Genomic DNA, 20,094 nt, shown 5'->3' with positions numbered 1-20,094 from the left:
GTGTTAAATTGATAGAAGGGATCCTGAAAAAAGCAGAAAACATGCAAAGACTAAAAGACGATGAAATAATCAAATTGTTCAAAATAGAGGATAAAGGAGACTTTAATAGGCTAATGGATGTTGCAAGCCAAATTAGAAATGAGAATAGAGGCTCAATAAAACTCACATCAACTATCCATTTAACAAATAAGTGTAAAATAACCCCTAAGTGTAAATATTGCGGATTCGCCGCTGGCACATCACCCCAAGGATACTACAAAGGATTCTCCAAAAAAAATGATGAGATATTAAGAGCAGCCAGAGAGATAGAAAAAGCTGGAATCCCCCGAGTTAGTTGTTCAGGCGCCCACGGATACAATGGAAAACATGCTATCAGAGCAGCCAAAATAGTTAAAGAAAATACTAGTCTAGAATTGCTGATAAACGTGGGCTCAGACCTTAAAAGAGAAAACATACAAGAACTGGCAAAGCATGGAACCGACACCATATGCTGCAACCTAGAAACAATAAACAGGAGACTCTTCCATCACCTCAAACCAGGAGAAACACTAGAACAACGCATAAAAGTATGCGAACTCATATCAGAAGAAGGCCTAGAGCTCTCATCAGGATTATTAATAGGAATCGGAGAAACATACAAAGACAGAATAAAACATCTAAGATTCCTCAAAAGATTCAAAAGCCTTGGAGAAATACCAATAATGGGATTCAATCCATACAAGGGGACTCCAATGGAAAAACATCCAGCATGTCCATTAGATGATCAGATGAAGACCATAGCAGTAACAAGAATATTATACCCCCACTTGAGGATAACAGTCCCAGCACCGACCATAGGCCCCGAAAATGTGAAATTTTCCCTAATAGCAGGTGCAGACAACATAGCAACAATAATACCCGACAATTATCCCATAGAAGTCAAAGGCGTCGGATCACCACATATCGGGAACCTGAAAAGAATACTTAAAACCATAAAAAGCATGGGCCTAAAAGCCGAGATAAAACATGAAAAATTGGCCTCCCCAATCCCATGGTGATAAAAGATGCTAGAAGAACACATAAAAAAAGCATACAACGAATCAGCAAAAGGGAAAAGAAAAGGAGACAAACACATAGAAGTCGAAAAGATAAGAGAATATATCCTCTCAGCAGAAAACATAATCATACCCAACTGGGACGAAAAAAAACTAAAAAGTATAAACAAGATCCTCAAAGAATTCGGACTCCCCAAGGCCAAAGGATTAAAAATCCACACCAACGCCGCCGACTTGACAAGAATGCCAACCATAACCAAGGCCCTCATGGCAGTGGACACAACAGACGCAGACCTCATAATAGCAAGGGGTCGACTAGGCGCTCCAGGCTCTGGTTCAATGCTAATAATAATGGACCATAAAGGCAGAATACTCTCAGCAGCCATATCATCACCACACATCATCCATGGAAAAAGCCTAGAAAAAGCAGTAGAAGAAGAACTGAAAACAGCCCTCCAAAGGCTAGGATTATGAAAACAGAAACTGGTATAACAAACACAGTAAAAAGTTACTTCTCAAAACATACCATCCAAGATATCATAGAAACCATAGGCAAAATCAAAACATACGCCCTACTAGATTGGCTGACCCATAAAAAAATCAAACCAGAAAACATCCTCATAATAGGCGCCTATTTTACAGGTGCCATGATAGCCAATAAATTCAAAGAATACAATGTTACAGTAGTCGACAAGCACCCCCACCTTAAATGTCTAATTGATTCAAATGTAACATTCAAAAAACCAAAAGCCATCAGGGGCTCCTGGGATCTTACAATTGATACAACAGGCATCGGAGGCATAAATCCAAAAGAACTAAAAATACAAACTAACGCTTTCATAGTTGAAAGTCCAATTTCAGATGCTAGCGACCCCATAATAAAAAGCCATGACGAAAGTAAAAAAAGAATACAAGCCGTCAAAGCCCCACTAAATGGCATATTATATACCAGCGGCTTAAATGCGAAAACATCAGGGACAATGACCCTAACCATAGAAGTGCTTAGAAGAAGCCTCAACAAGATCCTGGAAATGGATGGTGTACTCTACGCCTCGTCACAGCTAAGATTCTATGAAAGAATCCTATTCAAGGAAAAAAATTGTAAAAAATTTATAGAATCCCTCAAGGAAAATGCGATAATCACATCATCCCTCAGAAGAATAGACTGCGACACGCCAATAAAAGAAAATCTTAGAAGAATAAAATCCCAAATAAAGGAAATATGAAGCTAATAGAGCTCATAAAACTTATAGAAGAGAAAATACCACCACACTTCGCCATAAAAGGCGACAAAATCGGCCTAATGACACCGGCCAATAATATTAGTGTGAAAAAGGTCCTACTACTAATGGATTACATTGCTACAGACCAAATACCCTACAAAGACCATGACCTGCTCATACTACACCATCCACCACAACTAAAACCTCCAATACCAACATATGTGATACACTCAAACTGGGACATCATCAAAGGAGGAGCTTGCGACGCCCTAGCCAACAAACTAAAACTAAAAGTTATAGACACGATAGCAGGTGGCCTAGGAAGGATCTGCAAAACAGACACCAGACTTGAGACCTTCATCGAAGAAGTTCACAGAAAACTCAAACCAGAAGAGGCTAGGATTGTTAATTTTAAAAGAAAACTCAAGATCGATAAGATAGCAATAGTATCAGGTTTCGGTTTAAATCCCAAGATGATAAAAAAGGTCCATGAAAAGAATGTTAAAGTTTACCTTTCAGGTGACCTCACCCAAGAGGGTGCCATACTAGCAAAAAACCTAGGTTTAACCCTCATAGATGTAGGACACCATACAACAGAACTCCCAGGCCTATACAGGTTGGGCGAACTCATATCTCACATGGGGGTTGAAGTCAAAATAATCGACACGAAAACACCATGGGAGACCATGAAATGGAATCCATAGAGGAACTGGAAAAGGGGAAAAAACCCCATGGTAAAGTTACAATAGTCGGCCTTGGGAGACTGGGCCTTAGAGTAGCCCTAAATTTGATGGAGGTCCACAGGGGAGGGCCAAGGGAGATAAAAGCCGTTGACGGGCAGCGAGTAACAGCCGATGATCTAATATTCAGGTTAAAAGGGGCTAGGGTAGGTGAATATAAGGTTAAATTCCTTGAAAGATTAGCCAACGGAGTTTCCACGAGGAAAGTTGTGGGAATCCCAGCATACATTTCAAAGGATAACCTCCAAATAATAGACGGAGACATTATCTGTATTTTAATCGCCGGTGGCAACACACTCCCAATCACAGCATCCATCATCAAACACGCAAAAAAAATAGAAGCTTCAACTATCAGTACAATGGGCGTTTCTGGAATCGGTCAAGAAGAAATAATAGCAGAAGACATATCCAATGTTGAAAAAGATAATCCAATAGCCAAATTTCTAAAAGAGAAGGGAATAAAAGATCACACCCTCATAGGGACTGGTAAACTTATAAGAGATTGGGAACCCATAACAGGATACGTATTAGATGAAATAGCGAAAACCATAACATCCCATATATTAAAGATTCTCCACATGAGGGGAGTGGATTGATTAGGATAGCTACCGCCGAATGTTTTACCCATGGGAAAATAGCCAGAGAAATACACGCATTCTCCCAAGGCTATCCATTATCATATAAGTGGACCATCCAACCCAAAGACTATAAGTTATCACTCATAGCTGGCCTATTCATCCCAACCATTTCAGGGATCAAAAAAATCCTCAAATTCGAACCACCACCACCAACTGAAATAATGGATGATATAAAAGTCTACGACGAAGCCACAGATAAAAAAATAGCCAATAAGATGGCTAAAGCAGTGAAAGATATTACAGGAGCAGACATTGGTATAGGAACAACTGCAGGTATTGGCAGGGGTGGGATAGCACTCGTAAGTGATAATATTGAAGTCATAGGATCATCGGATGTCTATGCGGATCTCAGATCCTCCCCAGCCACCGAGATAATGAAAAGACAAGAATCCGGAGTGAAAAAAACCCTTAAACTTCTAGAGGATACTCTCCCACATATATAAATATTATAGAGTTCAAAAAAGTACTATGGTGGTTTACCATGCTCCTTGAAATCACAGACTTAGCAGTTGAAGTAGAGGGAAAAGAAGTCCTCGAGGACATAGACCTCTACATAGATAAAGGGGAAACCCACGTCCTCCTAGGACCCAACGGGTCCGGGAAGAGCACACTTTTCATGACAATACTCGGCTTCCCCAAGTATAAAGTTAAAAAGGGTGAGATAATATTCAAAGGAAAAGACATCACAGAATTGCCCACAACAGAAAGGGTCAGGATGGGCATAGGTGTGAGCTTCCAGAACCCCCCGCCAATCCGTGGCGTTAAACTAATCGACCTTCTCAAAATAGAAAATGGACAAACAGTCGAAGAAGAATTAAACCCCGAAATAATGGAAACAGCTAAAAAACTGAAATTCGATGAAAGATTCCTAGAAAGGGATGTTAACATGGGCTTCTCAGGTGGAGAAGTTAAAAGGTCTGAAATACTACAATTATTAGCCCAGAAACCAGACTTCATAATGTTCGACGAACCAGATAGTGGAGTTGACATCGAAAACGTTGAACTACTCGCAGAAGAGATCAACACTCTCCTAGAAAAGGATAAAAAGCCAGGACAAAGGCAAAGGGCAGGTCTTCTCATTACACATCTTGGCTACATACTTAACTTCGTAAGAGCCGACATAGCCCACGTCCTCCTAGATGGTAAAATAGCCTGCACAGGAAACCCAAAGGAGATATTAGATGATATAAGGACAGAAGGATTCAACGGGTGTGTTAGATGTTGCCAGACACAATAAAAAAGGCCGAAAAGGCAAAAGAGAAAAAATCACCATACGGTTATGACATAGACCTTGAAAAGTTTATAAAGGAAGAGGCAGGAGAACATGAAAGGATTAACAAAGCAACAGAAGTGCCAAAGAAGATGAGAAACACCCTACTCAAAGTCGGCGTCGACCCCACAGAAAAAGAAAGAGCAGGCACATTCATACAAGTAGACCAGACAGGAATATACTCAAGCCAAGCCTCAAAGACCGTTGAAATAATGGGCCTGAACCTCGCCCTAGAAAAATACAATTGGCTCAAAGATTATATGTGGAAGGTCGTAGCACCAGACACTGACAAGTACACTGCACACACAGCCCTAAGAGAATCCGAGGGGAACATAGGCGGATACTTCATAAGATCCAAGCCAAATTCAAGGGAGATATTCCCACTACAAGCTTGCATGTTCATAGGGGACGAAAGGGTTATGCAAACACTCCATAATATCATAATCGCAGAAGAAAATTCAGAACTCCATATAATAACTGGTTGCGCCACTGGAGAAGATGTGAGCTCAGCACTACACCTTGGAATAACAGAATTTTATATAAAAAAGGGTGCCAAGGTCACATATACAATGATCCATAATTGGGCCGAACAAGTAGAGGTAAGACCCCGGACAGGTATACTAGTAGGAGATAATGCGACTTTCATAAACAATTATATACTTACAAGTCCAGTTAAGAGCATACAATCATATCCAACAGCATATTGTACTGGTGAAAATTCTAGGGTTGTTTTCCAGTCAATCCTTGGGGGTAGGAAAGAATCCATACTTGATATGGGTTCTAGGGTCATCCTTGATGGTAAAGGTTCAAGTGCAGAGATAGTATCAAGGGCTGTTTCAAAGGATAAATCAGAGATATATTCAAGGGGTCATCTAGCAGGAAGAGTTCCGGAGGTTAAAGGACACTTAGAATGTCATGGTCTCGTATTATCTGATGATTCTATGATATATGCGGTTCCTGAACTCGTGGGCAGCGCAACAGATCTTGAAATGTCCCACGAGGCTGCTGTTGGGAAAATAGCCGAAGAAGAAATATTATATTTAACATCTAGGGGTTTAACAGAGGAGGAAGCGGCATCCATGATAGTTAGGGGTTTCCTTAGCATGGATATAAAAGGTTTACCACCTGAACTTGCCGAGGAGACGAAGAGGATGCTTGACATGAGCTTGAAGGGGATGTAGAGTGCGGGTTATTCTGCTATTATTATGAACTCCCCAACCTTCTCCACCTTACCAAATGGTACGAATAGGCGATCACCCTTCTTCTTCGCACCCTTTACCGTTACATTCCTCCCTTTTTCCACTTTTATGACAATATCTGTTATTTTACCCGTTTTATCGTTGATTATGAGTTCTTCAAGTTCGCCGAGTATCCTCGCATTATTCGTAGCGACCTGATAACCCTTAATGTCACTCCAATACTTCTCTTCCCCTTTTATCAAAGTTTTCTCTTCCAATATCATCACCTAATATCCTTTCAAGGAATATAAGATCCCTAGGAGTGTTTATGTTTAGTGCGAGTTCCAATCTTGAAACTCTCAAAATTTCCTGTTTTTGTATCTTATTTTTACTCCTTAATATATTTACCCCGCTCGGCACCATACCTCTCCATGAACTAGATGGTATAAGACCATAATCCTCATAAATTTCAAGGGGCACAAAGACGGCAAGGGCCTCGGCTTTAGAAGTTTTATAATATTCTATTATTTCATCGATGATGGATGGACCTACCAATGGCAAGTCCGCATTTATAATGAATAGGATATAATCGCCTTTTCCTTCAAAATAGGATAATATCTCCCCAAGATCTTCTATATAACCCCTGCCACTTGTGCAGATTATATTATATCCCAACCTTTTCACATGTTTTTCTGTTAGTGGGGTGTATGGGCTCGTTGCAACTGTTATACCTTGGATGTTCTCGGATCCTTCAAGGTTTTCTAGGACATACTCTATAAGGGGTTTTCCACCTGCTGGTGTGAGTGGTTTTTCATGTTCTAGGTTGAGGCGTGTGCCCCTTCCACCCGCCATTACAATAGCCCTTATTCGATCCATTTTTCCTCTTTCTTGCGTTGTAGTTTCCTCCTCATACCAAGTATGCATGGTCCTCCTTGTCTGCCACCTATTGGCGTGTGTGGCGTGCCTATTGAATTCATGCAACGGGCCATTACAGCAGCACCTAGAGCAAGAGCATCTGAAACGAACACAACATCCTTAAACCTCTTATTAACATATTCTAATATTAACCTGGGTTTTTCACCTGTTATACCAGCCCTTCCAGTCACTCCTAAAACGGAACCATCTTCTATAACCCCTTCTTCGAAGGCCTCGTCTATGAGCCTTTTTGCTATGAGTGCGCTCACATAATCTAAGGTTGCGAATAGTGTGTGTATACCATCCTCTTGGTATATTTCATGTCCAATTTTTGCAAGTTCTCCTAGTTTGTCACCATTTTTCCCAGCATCACAGCCTATGAGTGTTGTACCGGCATCATAGGCCGCTTCAGGGTCAACAGGGACTGTTCCAAACCTTCTACGATCCTCCGGGACTTTCCTTATATCTATCACCTCTTCATGCACCATCTCAGCATTTTCACGCGCCTTTTTCCAGTCAGCCCCTTTTAGGATCGATTTCTTATAGAGGTCGATGGCTGCTCCACCTTCCTTGTCAACCATTTCAGTCCCCCTTATGAGGGCGTCGGGTATGGCCCCTGCAAGTCCGCAAAAATTTCCTATGGTCCTTGCATAGGGTTCTGCACTGTTCACTATACGCCCTGCGAGTGTTGTGCCAAAATCCAAAGAAACGCAAGGGTTTCTGTAATCTATTTTCGTCCATTTGGCCCCGATTTTTATCCCAGCTGTGACTAGTTCACCTTCCATTTCATTGGCGACCACTTGTCTGCCAGTGGGTGGTATTACACTTGCCACAGCACCATCAAATATTACTTTATCTAGGAGTGAGAATCTTCTTAAACGTGGGGGTAGATTATCGACTGAAAGGGCTGGGGCCATCTTCCTTGGGGGTATACCAGCCTTTAGGCATCCTTCTGCCAGCGCTATTATGAGTTGACCAACGTCTTTTGGTGATGCGAATCCTGCTGTGACGCCAGTGGATCTTACCACAAAATCAAGATCTTTTTCTATGTCTATCCTGGCTCTTTTAGCAGATTCTAGTATGGTGTCCCTTACAAGTTCTGCTACTGATTCCTTTGTTAATTCAACACCCCATACTGTTTCTCCAAAGACCTCTTCTCCAGGTTTTGGGGGTCTTATGTCCCTTGTCATGTTAACTGTTTTATCTAGTAGGTAGCTTCGACTTGTGTTAAGATTGGTTGCAGTTAATATGCACTTAGTGGTGGTGTTACCTAATTCTACCGATGCCACTATATAATATACATCCGGGTTTAGCGCGTACCCAGAGCCTACGGTCTTTTTTGTGAATGGCGATGCCTTTATCTCCTCTATGGTCTTGTATTTACTTTTGGCTATTATTGGCTTAGGACCGAATAATCTTTTCAGTAATGACAAATTGGATACCCCCAAAAATATAACACTTAGTGGATTCAATACCATCAGATATAAATTTTTTGGAAAAAACAAATACTTAAGGGTTCAAGCCCCGATATAGAATATATTATACTGTTCTTACAAGGTGAATGGTGCAAGGAGCATAATGTACAACCTTCTCGGACACACTTCCAAGTAAATGTTTGTCAACGAGACTTTTACCAGTCCCTAATACAATAACATCGACTTTCTCTTCCTCTGCGAATTTAACTATCTCCTCGGCGGGGTCACCTTCTATTATCACACCCTTAAATTTTATGTTGGGGTTTTGTGGGCCGTTCAAGCCCCTTTTCATGTCTTCTATTATTTTTTTTCCTCTTTGGCGCAATTCTTTTACCATCATTTCCTTGATCTTCCTTGGCGTTAGGAATGGTACCGATGTGTCAACAACATATAAGCATATAACCTCTGCTTCCCTACCATGGAGTAAGTCAAGTGTATGCTCCATTAATTCATCCATGTATTCTCCCATTGTAGCAACAAGAATCTTCTTATACATATCAGACACCATACAATCTGATAAACGCATATAATATGTATATTGCAAATAATGTTATGCCCCCACTCCTTTTAAGTTTCATGTCACCTTGCTTGATCAATAATACAAGGAGTATTGTTACAATTATCATGACAGGAGCGTCTAATTTCAGGGATAGTGGATCAACTGGGATGGTTTTTATAATTGCGGGGACTCCTATACCTATAAGGATGTTAAATGTGTTACTTCCAAGTACTGTTCCAATTGATAGATGATGGAGTCCCTTAACTGCAGATGAAAGTGTCACAACAAACTCAGGTATACTTGTCCCAATGGCAAGTGTGAATAAGCCCATTATCATCTCAGGAACCCCCATTATCCTTGCAAGTTCAACAGCAGTATAAACTAGGGCCCTGCATCCTACCACAAGCCCGGCGAATCCAAGAACTGTTAAAAGAACAATCTTAGGATCTAATTTTCCTCTCCCCCCACCCTTCTTCTCTAGGTTATAATCCCGCTGGGCTTTTATAAGACGCCAGAAGTAAATGGAATACAATATTATCATAACCAATGCAGCGACCCTACCAATATTACCCAATAACATGAATAATATCAATACAATAGCTGTTAAAAGCATGGCTGTGAAATCCCTTTTAAGGCCAGCTGCCTCAGTGCCAATATTCCCAGCTACTATAGCCGAAATACCTAATATACCTGCGATATTCCAAATGTTAGATCCTATAACACAACCCACTCCAATCTCTGTGCTCTCAGAAAGGGATGCTATAACCGCCGAGCCAAATTCTGGCAGAGAAGTTCCGATCGCAGACGCTGTAACCCCAAGTATGGTCTCTGATATCCCAAATACACTCCCAATTTCGACAAGGTTATCTACGAAAACATTGGCAGATTTTATAACTATAATCAATGATATTACCAATGCAACAGATAGGATAAGCTCCACTATCAAAATAATATCACCAAAAAATCATTACGATTAATCCCATTTAAAAGTTACGATTTGTCAAAAAAAGTGGAATATATTAAAAATAAAATAGGGAGGACGCTACCCTAATTTTAGAGTAGCTTGTAGTATGGGTGGTCCTCTGTTTGCGGTTCTGTGCCCAAGTCCATGGCAGCCTCAGTTATGAAGATGTCAGTCATCGCACAACCTGCGAAAGCCATCCTAACATTCTCTATAGGACCGTAGAATATCCAGTCTGAGCCCGTCATCTGCTGTATGAAATTGGAGCCAACGTCACAGACTGGCCAAACTTCTCTATGCTCTTTTCTGAAATCCCTTACCCAATTCCAAGCAGATGGTACATTGTGGATAGCGCTGCCAACAGGGTACCCCCATTTGCTCTTCACTGCAAAGGCTGTTCTCACTGCGTGTCCTGCACCTGCACCTAATGGAGTTACCGCAACATCCATAAGTGGCTTGTCAATCCCGCACTCTGCTGCGATATCTAACAATCCCTTATGGATCATGCCACCGCCATCTTCCCATATGGCAATTCTGCCCTTAACACTGGGGTCCTGGGCGTTGAAACCTAAAACCACGGCAGAGGACACGCCAGTATCCTTTAACCCGGCAATTTCATCATCATCAACTGACATGTTTATTGAATTGTATATGGCCCTGTCAGCGACTCCTATCTCATCAGCATGCTTGGCCCCGTAGATTCTCGCATCAGCTACTGTTGAGTCTATGAGGAATGGCACATCTGTAACTTCGACAACAAAGTCTATATGGTTAGCCATTGCCTCGCCATCTTCAGCTTGTATACCCACGAAACAAGGGTTGCCTGTAGTGTCGGACATTTCTTCCTGAAGTTTTATCAGGGCCTCAGCTTTCTCCTTATTGAAAATGTCCTTCTTTTCATCTTCATAAATGTCCTGTCCTGGATAGAATATTGTTCCAGCTAGGACTGTTGGATATTCTCCAGGTTGACCTCCAACTTTAACACCGGCTATGTCAAATACCTCTTGTTCTTTATCAAACCTAAACATGTTATACCTCCTAATAATTATTTTTTAGAACCCAAATAGGGATTTTATAAATCCTACAAATAAAAGTCTCGTAACTAAAAGGATTATAAGGCCTATAACTATGCCATATAGGATCCCAACATCCCTACCTATCTGCTGGCCTAGTCTCTGGGAATATTCCCCGACTACGAACTCAACCTTCTCTTCGACATCGTCCAGACGTTCATTAGCCTTGTTGAATTCCTCAGCAGATACCATCACACGAGGTATTATTGTTTCTTCCTCTGCCAATTAGATCACCTCGTTAAGTACGCCATTAGTAGAGGTATTACAAATCCTAGGATAAATGCTATGACAAGACCATAGCTGATCCCACTTATCCTAGTGTCTATTAGGCCCGCGAATAATCGGCCATCTCTACCGATTAACTGAGTTCTATATTTTATGTCCTCTGTGACATTTTTTATGCCTCGGACATTTGGTTTACTTGATAATTTGATCACCATTTTATTACCTCCACTATATCATTAATAAGAGTCCCAGGGTTAACATGAAGGCTAGGCCTATCATTATGCCCTGGACTTTCCCTGAGTACATCCCTGCGAACATCCGGTTGGTGGAACCTATCATCTTAACCTGAGTTTGTATGTTCCTCATCCTAGCTTCTATGAGGGCTGTTTCCGCTGCCACGGGCCTAACTTCCTCGCCAACCTCTTCCTCCTCTTCTTCTTCCACTTCTATTACCATTGCCTCTTCTTCGAATGCTCCAGGATCTTTTTCTATGCATTCCTTGACCTTTGCCTGGATTTGCCCTGGGTCCTCGACATCTATCATGTTAACAAGTTCTAATTGTTTCTGGAATCTTTCTATGCCCTCATCGGGTATGTTCTCAATGTATGGTATTGCACCATCAGCTCCTATGATCTTCCTGTTCTGTTCTGGGTCCACACCGTTCTCATAGAGTGCTGCCATACTCTGACCGACAATATGGCCCTGGACTTCTGAACCACAAAGTATAAGGAACCTAATATTTGGGTTAGAGACTATGTTAGCGATAACCTTTTCTATACCAATGTTCTCTGTCTTACAGGGCCCGGCAATAGCAGCACCAGCCTCATGAGGAACATCCTCAATATGACTGGCAAGGGTCACCGCAGCCACGGGACTCTCTGGGTCACCTACAATATAATCACCATTCACTACAGGCCAACCCTCAGCAGGAGCTTTTTTCTCAACCACAAAAAACACCTCCTATAAGAGTATCCAGGCACACAGCAGGATCATGCCAAGGAGGAAACCATAGACTATATTTGTTAATTTACCTGCGGTGAGGTATACTCCCTCCCTTCCAGGGTATGATCCCTCTGGTACCGTGCTCGGATCCAATGAATTAACAAGATCATCTGCTGTGGCCTCTAAAGCAGCTATCTGCGCATTTATCTCATCCATGGATAATATTAGAAGTTCTCTTCCAACGGCCGCCCCTATTATGCCAGTGGAAGGATCCAGGCTATAATTAAATTCAGGGACAACCTTAATCAAGGGTAACATGTCCACCATTTCTATATTCCTCCTTTTTATTCGAATTCTTCCTCTTTAGGCCATAATCCAGTCCACTTAACAGAAGCTGCATCTTCAAAGGTTGCGCCGATAAATGCTCTGAATGTTATTAGCCATCCTATGCCCCCGACGAGTACTATAAGCCACCATACTGGATTGGTTTTAAGTGATAGTAATCCTATCACGGTCATTGAAAGGAATCCGCATGCTGCTGCTAGTTTAAGGGTTCTTCTCTGGTTTTCGTTCGGTCCAAGGCAGGCATTAAATGGATGCTGGATAGCCATGGTATTTAATATGAATAGTAAAGCGATGAATCCTGTGGCAATAACTGAACTTACCACTGGTTTCATGGTGTAATTGCCAGATAGGGCTATTATGAATCCAAGCACAGAAAGTGCAGCGGCTCCTGAAATCTCAGCAGTGCATCTTGTAAGTACTGGGATCTTCATCTTCAAGACCTTCCGGCCTAGGAATCCTACAATAGCTCCAAGTATCATTGCAAGTATTAAGCCTAGGATAGGTATCGTCATACTAGGAACGGCTACCGCCATCGGAGTGGCGATACCTGCAACAAGGCCTACTATACCAATAGCCACTGACATGTACCCTATGGATGGCACACCTGTACCAAGACCATAACTTGCAACTCTTCTAATGGCATCAGCACCCCATACTATGGCACAAACTGCACCAAGACATGCGAGTAACGTTCCGATAACAGGAACACTGTATAAGTATATGCCTACAAGGCCGCCTATAATCCCAAGGATTAACAATCTGCTCTCCGGGATTGCCGCGGCTGTAGGGCCTCCGGCTGCTACTGTCATTTAGAATACACCTCCAATCAATAATGTTGAGAATATTCCAGCTACTAAGGAGGCGACGAGACAAGCTACTATGCCCCTACCAATCCTCTTAAACTTAGGATCGTGGAATCCTTCAATGGTACCGCCAATATTGTATGATGCAATCACAGCATTAATGAAGAACACGCCAACAGCGAATATCCCTGCGATCGTACTTGCTCCTATCATCCCATAGGATTGGAGTAGTGCTTGTTGTAGCGCCCAATACACTAAGCCTCCCCCTATTCCACCGAAGGCTGCTCCTATAAGACCACTCACAAAGCAGACTGTTGGGAGGCCATGACCCTCAGTACCCGGGGTTACATAATCCTTCTGTTCAAGTCGTGTTATAGGATCTTGGTCAACCTTTGCTGACACCGGGACTGTACCTACACCGAAAACATAAACTAGGTTACTACTAAGCATGGTTATGCCTAGCATTAACATTGCACCAACCGCACCAGCGGCTAGTATCAACACTGGGTTTTGGCCTGTCATTGCTGCTGCTGTTATCAGCCCAGTCATACCTGCACCAGCCGCTAGCATGGCAGTACCTGTACCCACACCAGTTGCTGTTGCCATGGCAGCTGGGGCTCCTCCCACGGGCACGAAGTGGACGCCTCCACCTACAAGTATTCCTCCAACTGTAATTGCTCCTATTAATGTTAATGGGTCCATTATTTATTCCTCCTTCTCCTTGTAGGGTCCATAATTTTTCCTTGCGAACATTTCTATTCTATTGTTGAGGATTATCAATAATAGGACTATTATAAGGCCGACGATGATACCGCCCTGTATACCAAATACTATTGTTGTCCAGAAGCTGAAGAATACTATGAGCCCAAAACAGAAACCTGTGACTGGTCCCCCATATTTTGCGCAGAAGTTGACGACATCCATTGAATTCCTGGCTCCTAACTCTGCCTTGGTTGTTATGTCACCATGGTTTGCTACTGGCACGCCACCACCGAATGGGTAATGCTGGTATTCCCTCTCGGCACCATAATGAACGTCTCCAGTTGATGAACCGATAGCCCCTATTGTGATGCCCCATAACACTGCAAGTAATGGTAGGGGGAATGGGTGGCCAAGTCCTTCAAGTGGTAATGTCATAAGATATGATAATCCTACAATACCAAATGTCACGAGAAATCCATGGCCTGCAATTGGGCCAAGGTGCTCGACGAGTATGTCGAGGAATAATGGTTGATTAAATTGAGATTGACTCGCAATCCTACCCATATGGGCTGTTACAGCATATGTTGCATGGACCATTGCAGCTACAACTGCTCCAAGGGCTATTGCAATGATTACAGGGATGTGGGCGCCTATGAGCACGTATGCTACTGAGCCGGCGATACCAGCCCATAAACCATAGGCTACTGGTTCTCCTGATATTGCCTTGTTAACTATACGGTGTAAGTGTCCTACTTGAGGTGCTAACTGGACTTGGGAGTTAGGGTTACTCTGGGATCCCACATCAGACTCTAAATCTTCCGCAGCCCCTGCTATGGTTGCAGCTGCGCTCATCAAAGCCACAACACCTAAACTAACAAAATCCATACTTTGTTCCTCCTTTTCCCTTTAAGTAATAAAAAAATAGGTGTATTACATGGGAGGATTCCCCCCACGTAATACACCTCTACCTGTTTTTTTGGGTGTGATTATTTTGCTGGTGTGATGAGGTCTCTTTCACCGGCTGGTTCGAATTCTCTTAGAGCCCCTTTAGCGTATTCTCCGCGTACGTTGGTCCAGTCAAAGACTAGGTTGGGGTCTGCGAATGCTACTTTGACTAGTGGGTTGAAGCAGAATGCATCTCCACGTGCAGCGTGCACTGCCTGTACTATACCTGCGTACTCACCCTGGTGTCCGACGTTCATTGCGTAGTTTGGATAATTGGCTCCTCTTGCCTCTAATGGTAGTCCTTCGTCTCCTCTTATTGCGAAGACGTTGGCTGCACCACACTGGTCTTGTAGGTCGTATCCATAAAATCCGAGTCTTGCGTGCTGTTCTTTATGTAGGTACATTGATAGGTACCATCCGCTTAGTGCGGTCTGTGAGTTTCCTGTTGCGAATCCGGTTGAACAACCGGCTGCTGCTGCTGCGACAGCTGCCCTTTGTGATCCGCCGAACTGTGTCTCGAGTAATGATGGGTAGTCTTCATACTGTTCTAGGCTGTAGAATGTGACTTCACTTGCAATGTCTAGGACTGTGTCCATGGTGTTAGGCGCTTCTGCAAGTCCATACTTGTCTTCGACGTATTCTCTACCATAGTAGGTGAAGTCGTCTAGGATGTTGTCTGTGTATGCTGCTGTAGCATATTGTGTGAATCCTACACCACCTGACATGTATGAGCCTAGCCAGATCTGGTCGTATAACATTGCACCTGCTGCGACGACGTCAAGCGCAACGCGTACTGGGTCATCGTAGTTGACCCTCATTGACTGGACAATATCTGCGAGGAATCCGAATGCTAATCCTCCAGGTTCGTTTTCACCCCTTGCACGTCTTACTGGTAGGTAGGTTGCCATGTGGATGACTTCTGCGTGTTTTGCTGCGTATGCGAAGTCTCCTGTTGCGGCTTCACCTGCACATTGTTTGTATGCTGAGATCATTGACATACCGATCTGCATTGCTGACCATCTGCTTGTGGTACCACCGTCACATGTCCTGGAGACGATTGTTGGTATCCTGACTGCCTGCCATATTCCATCTCCAATTTCTGCTTTGAGTTGTTCGGCTTGGTCTTCTGGGAATTGTTTGTTAATGTCTATGAGGAATGCGTCGTCTATTTCATCTGCTATTTCATCGTTACCAGTGAAGACTTTAACGTAACTGTCGGCTGTTAGTGCTGGGTGTGTTTCTACCATGTGTTCCTGGACGACTGCCGCACCTGGCATTGCGTGGTTGACTGTTTCAAGGTAGTGGTTTATGGTTTCTGGTGTAACTTCTTTACCCAGCCTCTTTTCTATGACTGCGTGAGCGTGGTTTAATCCTACGATAACTGTTTTTCTGATGTCGTCCCAGAATTGTTGCATCGCGGCGTTGTTTACGAAGTGTAGGTCGTCACCTTCCACGAAAGTGTCTGTGGTTGATACTTGGTAAGGCATTAATACTCTCTGTCCTAGAGGCGTACCAATGTCTGGGTTGTATCCAGGTATTCCACGTTTTTTGGCGATTTCTTTACCTGCTTCTACGAACTCTCTTTTCCTCTCTGATTGTTTCCAACCGCCGAATTTGTAGTAGCTGGTTTGTCTCTCTTTAGGGGCTTCTTCGAATTTGTTCTTTAATGATCTTACGAATAACCTCTCTTCTTTTAAGCTTGCCTCGTCGACCTTTTTTATTATTTTCTTTTCTGCCATATTTCACACCTCCCCTCCTATTTAATTTCTTCTGGTAGGAAGCCTGCCTGGCTTCTTAGGACGTGGATTCTTTGGGTTACTTCTACTACAGGTTCGTCATCGCGGTATGCTATGTTGTCTCCACGGTATATTGTGGTCTTCTCTTTTAAGGTTTCCTCGTCTAGTGGCTCTCCTAAGTCTATTGGTTCGTCGAGTTCGTCTCCGATCTGATTTTTAACCGCTTCTACTTTGCCTGTGTCTGGGTTGTAAATTTGTCTTCTTAGCATGTCGAACATCATACCGTTTTCGTCTAATCGTAGTGAGTGTCCGTGCACTGTTTTACCCCTTATACCGCTTCTTGCGGGGTCGAAGAATTCTGTTTCGATAAGTTCTTTGGAGAGTTTTTCAAGGTCTCTTTCTCTTGTCTCGATGATTTGTCGTCCTGATAATGTACCTGCATCAGCTCCTCTGAATCTCCACATGTAGGCTCTGGATCTTACATATGGTTGGGCTGGTGCATTATACATTGAGTCTGTGAATTGGATGTATCTGACCCTGTCACCTGCCTTAGCACCATCTAATGGTTCTACGAGCTCCCTTATTGGGTCTTCTGGTTCATCTAATTCTTCTAGTGGTGGGTGTACGCTTGGGTATTCTTCTCCGGGTGCTCGGTGTCCCAGGATCCATACCACGTCCTCATCTGAGACTTCCCTCAATTTTTCTAATTCGGCTTCAGGGTTCATGAATTTTCTTCTGTTTTCGGCAATCTTGGTTTTGCCGGGATAGAATTGTGCCATATCATGCACCTCCTAATGCTAACTTAACCTTTCTAATGATCTCATCCAACTTTTCTTGGGGGCATGTTTCTCCTCTAATAACCCCACTGATTATATCAACTATTGTGCCCTTTGTTTTGGGTTCTTCTGGCATGACAACCCTCGTTTTAACCCCTATCTTCGCGAAGTCCTCGAAGTCAACGGGATATTCGCATATTACTATGCAGGGGCGATCTACATTTCTTAGTATTAGTCTGGCCTTGTAAATGATGTGATGTTTCACTCCTCCTAGGTGTATTACTAGGAGTTTGTGTCTTTTCATTTGTTCAATTTCTTGATCTGTGAGTCCGAATAAGCTTCCTGCGCCTGCTGTTGGAGCATCTTGGGGTACTCCTGCGCCTGCATTTAATACTAGTGTGCTAGTCATTACATTAGCTTCACGGAGTGCGAATGTTATCTCGCAGACAGGCTTTGTTATATGGCGTCTGCCAGGGGACATTGCAACAGCTAGTACTTCGCTTCCGCATTGGGCGAAGGTTCCTCTCTGGGCTATACCGCCCCCTTCACCCATGCCCATTGTTTCGCGGCAATCAACAACATGTGTACACTTTCCAATCATCTACTGCTCCCTTTTCTTCTTTTTCTTTATTATTGTAGCACGTTCGGATAATCTTGCATTAGGGTCTGTTAAACCGACGAGTTCGTCTGGGATCTCATCAAGAAGTTCCCCATACTTTAGTTCATCGGTCACTGTCTTCTGGGTTCTTATGAATTTTCCTATGTGAACTTCGAATCCAAATGGTAGATTATCTTCACAAACTTTCTTTATATCGTCGATTGCACTTTCATCTTCGATTTCTAAGAGTACTCGACCAGTTTTGACTTGTAGTTCAACCTCTTGGCCCCTGATTTTGATTACTCGACGGTCAGGGTGTCCCTCCTCTGCTGGGGGGAGTCTCTGACCTTGTATGACCATCCTTTTAATACTTCCAATTTCTTCAAGGTCGTTAAGGAGTTTTTCTGTTGTGTCGGCCCCGAGGAGTCGGTGTGGGAATATTTCAATGTCCATTAGGTTCTTTGCCCCCAATCTTGGGTGAGATCATCTAGATTTCATCTTTTATTTCGGCGGCAGCCTCCACTACGAATTTGAGTGGTTCTCGGAACTCGTCTACTTGGCTGAACACGTCTTTAATTAGTCCTGATGTTGCTTCTGGGGAGAACATCTGGGTTCCTGAGTCTAGTGCCATTGCAGCGGCGACGCATGGTATGGCGAATCCCTTACTGTGTCTTGTGACGATGTGGTTTCCGTTGAAAATACCTGGACCACCACCACCGTAGATGGAGTGGCTGAAGAAGGAAAATCCTACTGCTGTACCTTCTACTCTTCCGAAGTCCACGCTTGGTAGTCCTGTTTCGAATTCGATTAGGTCGTTGTAGTATAGTAATGTTGATGATACACCTTGTGCTGCTCTTGCTGCGCCCTGGTTGACCATTGTAGCGGCCATTTGACCGGCTGCAGCATAAGCGTTCCATAGTGGTATGTCATCTGTTCCATATACTTTGAAGCCGTCTAATTCTTTCTCGACTTTTATCACACCATCTTCGAGTGCTCTTTCAACAACAGAGGCTATCACGGTACCTACTGTTCCTTCTTTTCCATTTTCTTTAACTAGGTCGTATACGAGGTTGTCTGCGTTCATTCCCTGGTATGCAAGTCCAAGGAGGTGCAATCTTTCAAATGCTCCTACTGCATCACCCATTTCGAACATTGCTGTCTGTTCTAGGATTGATGATAGAGCTGCTGCTTGCATTGTGTTCTTGAGTGTGGCTGCTACGATGTGGTTGACTAGAATGTTTCTTAGTGCATATCCTGGGCCTTCGAGTTTTTGTGGGATGTCTAGCATTGTAGCTATGTTACCTCCAAGGTATTCGACTGATTGTGGGTATCTTCCAAGTATTGCTGCTTTGACCATGTTGGCGTCGTACATGCTAACATCTAGTTCTTTTATTATGGCTTGTAGGAACGCGCTGGCAGTTACCAGTGGAGCTACAGAGTATTCTGCGGCTGCTTCAAATCTTGTGGTTGGTACTTGTACGAGTGCTCTCTTTCCACCATGTAATAGTTCGACTTTTGTGTCATCGTCTTCGGAGACTTGTATCATCTCCTTTGCGGTTTCTGCTATGGCCTCGGCATTCCCTAGGATGTCAAGGTCCAGTTCTCTTCCTGGTATTCTGCATCCTGGTCCCGCTACCTTTGCTGTTTTCAGTGCACCTTCGATTCCTTCTAGGTTGACTGCTACTGTCCTTTTAATGCCTTGTACGATACTTCGTATAGCTGGGTTCCAGAGAGGACTTAAGGCCTCTATCGGCACGTCCTCTTCGACGAGGTTGCCTCTGTCGTCGTACAAGTCGACCTTATCCTCAAACTTCGCCATTTTTTCCCTCCTAACAATTAGTTTTGTGTACTATGCAAGTTGGACATCCAAGGATGTCCAAGATCGTTCATCTAAACCTTGCATAGTATACGGTGTATATCTCTTATTAACATGTTTAATTAAGGTTTCTTTTTAATTCAAGTCGAAAAATTTATAAATAAGAAAATAGGGCTATGTATAGAATTATTAAAATTTTC

26 protein-coding genes are annotated in these 20,094 nt (G+C 43.1%); 8 read left to right on the top strand and 18 right to left on the bottom strand.

Translation table 11 applies throughout. The features are described 5' to 3' along the window. The first annotated feature begins 8 nt into the window (after nucleotides 1–8). From hmdB to ACZ5XX_RS03715, 8 genes are read left to right on the top strand one after another with little or no spacing between them, the layout of a single operon-like run. Nucleotides 9–1,037, top strand: coding sequence for a 5,10-methenyltetrahydromethanopterin hydrogenase cofactor biosynthesis protein HmdB (gene hmdB, locus ACZ5XX_RS03750; protein ID WP_464585781.1), 1,029 nt, complete (start codon nucleotides 9–11; stop codon nucleotides 1,035–1,037). Nucleotides 1,038–1,043: 6 nt separating this feature from the next. Next, complete coding sequence (locus ACZ5XX_RS03745) at nucleotides 1,044–1,508, top strand: DUF3236 domain-containing protein (RefSeq protein ID WP_464585779.1); 465 nt, start codon at nucleotides 1,044–1,046, stop codon at nucleotides 1,506–1,508. Continuing rightward, nucleotides 1,505–2,260: an SAM-dependent methyltransferase HcgC family protein gene (locus ACZ5XX_RS03740; RefSeq protein WP_464585777.1), complete on the top strand. Its 756-nt coding sequence runs from the start codon at nucleotides 1,505–1,507 to the stop codon at nucleotides 2,258–2,260. The genes ACZ5XX_RS03745 and ACZ5XX_RS03740 overlap by 4 nt, the downstream gene beginning before the upstream one ends. Next, nucleotides 2,257–2,961: a Nif3-like dinuclear metal center hexameric protein gene (locus tag ACZ5XX_RS03735; protein WP_464585774.1), complete on the top strand. Its 705-nt coding sequence runs from the start codon at nucleotides 2,257–2,259 to the stop codon at nucleotides 2,959–2,961. The genes ACZ5XX_RS03740 and ACZ5XX_RS03735 overlap by 4 nt, the downstream gene beginning before the upstream one ends. Beyond that, nucleotides 2,949–3,593: a hypothetical protein gene (locus tag ACZ5XX_RS03730; RefSeq protein ID WP_464585772.1), complete on the top strand. Its 645-nt coding sequence runs from the start codon at nucleotides 2,949–2,951 to the stop codon at nucleotides 3,591–3,593. The genes ACZ5XX_RS03735 and ACZ5XX_RS03730 overlap by 13 nt, the downstream gene beginning before the upstream one ends. Continuing rightward, complete coding sequence (locus ACZ5XX_RS03725) at nucleotides 3,590–4,078, top strand: FeGP cofactor biosynthesis protein HcgF family protein (protein WP_464585769.1); 489 nt, start codon at nucleotides 3,590–3,592, stop codon at nucleotides 4,076–4,078. Before ACZ5XX_RS03730 ends, ACZ5XX_RS03725 begins: the two co-directional genes overlap by 4 nt. A gap of 38 nt (nucleotides 4,079–4,116) precedes the next feature. Then, the gene (gene sufC / locus ACZ5XX_RS03720; RefSeq protein WP_464585767.1) at nucleotides 4,117–4,872 is read left to right on the top strand and encodes a Fe-S cluster assembly ATPase SufC; all 756 of its coding nucleotides are present in this window, start codon (nucleotides 4,117–4,119) and stop codon (nucleotides 4,870–4,872) included. Next, entirely contained in the window at nucleotides 4,854–6,086 is a 1,233-nt protein-coding gene (locus ACZ5XX_RS03715) for a SufB/SufD family protein (RefSeq protein ID WP_464585764.1), read from the top strand. The genes sufC and ACZ5XX_RS03715 overlap by 19 nt, the downstream gene beginning before the upstream one ends. A gap of 8 nt (nucleotides 6,087–6,094) precedes the next feature. On the opposite strand, the gene ACZ5XX_RS03710 is transcribed toward ACZ5XX_RS03715, so the two are convergent. From ACZ5XX_RS03710 to mcrB, 18 genes are all read right to left on the bottom strand, one after another. Further along, complete coding sequence (locus tag ACZ5XX_RS03710; RefSeq protein WP_464585762.1) at nucleotides 6,095–6,367, bottom strand: PRC-barrel domain-containing protein; 273 nt, start codon at nucleotides 6,365–6,367, stop codon at nucleotides 6,095–6,097. Then, complete coding sequence (locus tag ACZ5XX_RS03705; protein ID WP_464585760.1) at nucleotides 6,315–6,959, bottom strand: NTP transferase domain-containing protein; 645 nt, start codon at nucleotides 6,957–6,959, stop codon at nucleotides 6,315–6,317. Before ACZ5XX_RS03705 ends, ACZ5XX_RS03710 begins: the two co-directional genes overlap by 53 nt. After that, nucleotides 6,947–8,431 (bottom strand): methanogenesis marker 14 protein, encoded by a 1,485-nt coding sequence (locus ACZ5XX_RS03700; protein ID WP_464585758.1) that lies wholly within the window; start codon nucleotides 8,429–8,431, stop codon nucleotides 6,947–6,949. The genes ACZ5XX_RS03705 and ACZ5XX_RS03700 overlap by 13 nt, the downstream gene beginning before the upstream one ends. A 106-nt stretch (nucleotides 8,432–8,537) precedes the next feature. Then, on the bottom strand, nucleotides 8,538–8,969 hold the full coding sequence (locus ACZ5XX_RS03695; protein ID WP_464585756.1) for a universal stress protein: 432 nt from the start codon (nucleotides 8,967–8,969) through the stop codon (nucleotides 8,538–8,540). Between the two features lies 1 nt (nucleotide 8,970). Continuing rightward, complete coding sequence (locus ACZ5XX_RS03690; RefSeq protein ID WP_464586203.1) at nucleotides 8,971–9,912, bottom strand: calcium/sodium antiporter; 942 nt, start codon at nucleotides 9,910–9,912, stop codon at nucleotides 8,971–8,973. Between the two features lie 113 nt (nucleotides 9,913–10,025). Beyond that, entirely contained in the window at nucleotides 10,026–10,961 is a 936-nt protein-coding gene (gene mtrH / locus ACZ5XX_RS03685) for a tetrahydromethanopterin S-methyltransferase subunit H (protein ID WP_464585754.1), read from the bottom strand. A 24-nt stretch (nucleotides 10,962–10,985) separates the two neighbouring features. Beyond that, on the bottom strand, nucleotides 10,986–11,198 hold the full coding sequence (gene mtrG, locus ACZ5XX_RS03680) for a tetrahydromethanopterin S-methyltransferase subunit MtrG (protein WP_464586201.1): 213 nt from the start codon (nucleotides 11,196–11,198) through the stop codon (nucleotides 10,986–10,988). Nucleotides 11,199–11,236: 38 nt separating this feature from the next. Then, on the bottom strand, nucleotides 11,237–11,443 hold the full coding sequence (mtrF, locus tag ACZ5XX_RS03675; protein ID WP_464586199.1) for a tetrahydromethanopterin S-methyltransferase subunit F: 207 nt from the start codon (nucleotides 11,441–11,443) through the stop codon (nucleotides 11,237–11,239). Between the two features lie 16 nt (nucleotides 11,444–11,459). After that, nucleotides 11,460–12,179, bottom strand: a complete 720-nt coding sequence (gene mtrA / locus ACZ5XX_RS03670; protein WP_464585752.1) for a tetrahydromethanopterin S-methyltransferase subunit A — start codon at nucleotides 12,177–12,179, stop codon at nucleotides 11,460–11,462. A 12-nt stretch (nucleotides 12,180–12,191) separates the two neighbouring features. Further along, on the bottom strand, nucleotides 12,192–12,497 hold the full coding sequence (locus ACZ5XX_RS03665) for a tetrahydromethanopterin S-methyltransferase subunit B (protein ID WP_464586197.1): 306 nt from the start codon (nucleotides 12,495–12,497) through the stop codon (nucleotides 12,192–12,194). Between the two features lie 20 nt (nucleotides 12,498–12,517). Then, complete coding sequence (gene mtrC, locus ACZ5XX_RS03660) at nucleotides 12,518–13,327, bottom strand: tetrahydromethanopterin S-methyltransferase subunit MtrC (protein WP_464585750.1); 810 nt, start codon at nucleotides 13,325–13,327, stop codon at nucleotides 12,518–12,520. Further along, nucleotides 13,328–14,023, bottom strand: a complete 696-nt coding sequence (gene mtrD / locus ACZ5XX_RS03655; protein ID WP_464585748.1) for a tetrahydromethanopterin S-methyltransferase subunit D — start codon at nucleotides 14,021–14,023, stop codon at nucleotides 13,328–13,330. Between the two features lie 3 nt (nucleotides 14,024–14,026). Next, on the bottom strand, nucleotides 14,027–14,908 hold the full coding sequence (gene mtrE, locus ACZ5XX_RS03650; protein WP_464585746.1) for a tetrahydromethanopterin S-methyltransferase subunit E: 882 nt from the start codon (nucleotides 14,906–14,908) through the stop codon (nucleotides 14,027–14,029). Between the two features lie 101 nt (nucleotides 14,909–15,009). After that, complete coding sequence (gene mcrA / locus ACZ5XX_RS03645; protein ID WP_464585744.1) at nucleotides 15,010–16,707, bottom strand: coenzyme-B sulfoethylthiotransferase subunit alpha; 1,698 nt, start codon at nucleotides 16,705–16,707, stop codon at nucleotides 15,010–15,012. Nucleotides 16,708–16,724: 17 nt separating this feature from the next. Beyond that, complete coding sequence (mcrG, locus tag ACZ5XX_RS03640) at nucleotides 16,725–17,483, bottom strand: coenzyme-B sulfoethylthiotransferase subunit gamma (RefSeq protein ID WP_464585741.1); 759 nt, start codon at nucleotides 17,481–17,483, stop codon at nucleotides 16,725–16,727. A gap of 1 nt (nucleotide 17,484) precedes the next feature. Then, nucleotides 17,485–18,081: a methyl-coenzyme M reductase I operon protein C gene (mcrC, locus tag ACZ5XX_RS03635; RefSeq protein ID WP_464585739.1), complete on the bottom strand. Its 597-nt coding sequence runs from the start codon at nucleotides 18,079–18,081 to the stop codon at nucleotides 17,485–17,487. After that, nucleotides 18,082–18,531 carry a methyl-coenzyme M reductase operon protein D gene (gene mcrD / locus ACZ5XX_RS03630; RefSeq protein WP_464585736.1) on the bottom strand — a complete coding sequence of 150 codons (450 nt, stop codon included), beginning with the start codon at nucleotides 18,529–18,531 and terminating at the stop codon, nucleotides 18,082–18,084. A gap of 34 nt (nucleotides 18,532–18,565) precedes the next feature. Beyond that, the gene (gene mcrB, locus ACZ5XX_RS03625) at nucleotides 18,566–19,897 is read right to left on the bottom strand and encodes a coenzyme-B sulfoethylthiotransferase subunit beta (protein WP_464585733.1); all 1,332 of its coding nucleotides are present in this window, start codon (nucleotides 19,895–19,897) and stop codon (nucleotides 18,566–18,568) included. Nucleotides 19,898–20,094 lie beyond the last annotated feature (197 nt).

The sequence above is a fragment of the Methanothermobacter crinale genome, from assembly GCF_055397825.1.
The sequence above is the reverse complement of the archived record's forward strand: the minus strand, read 5'-3'. Positions and strand labels throughout refer to the sequence as shown.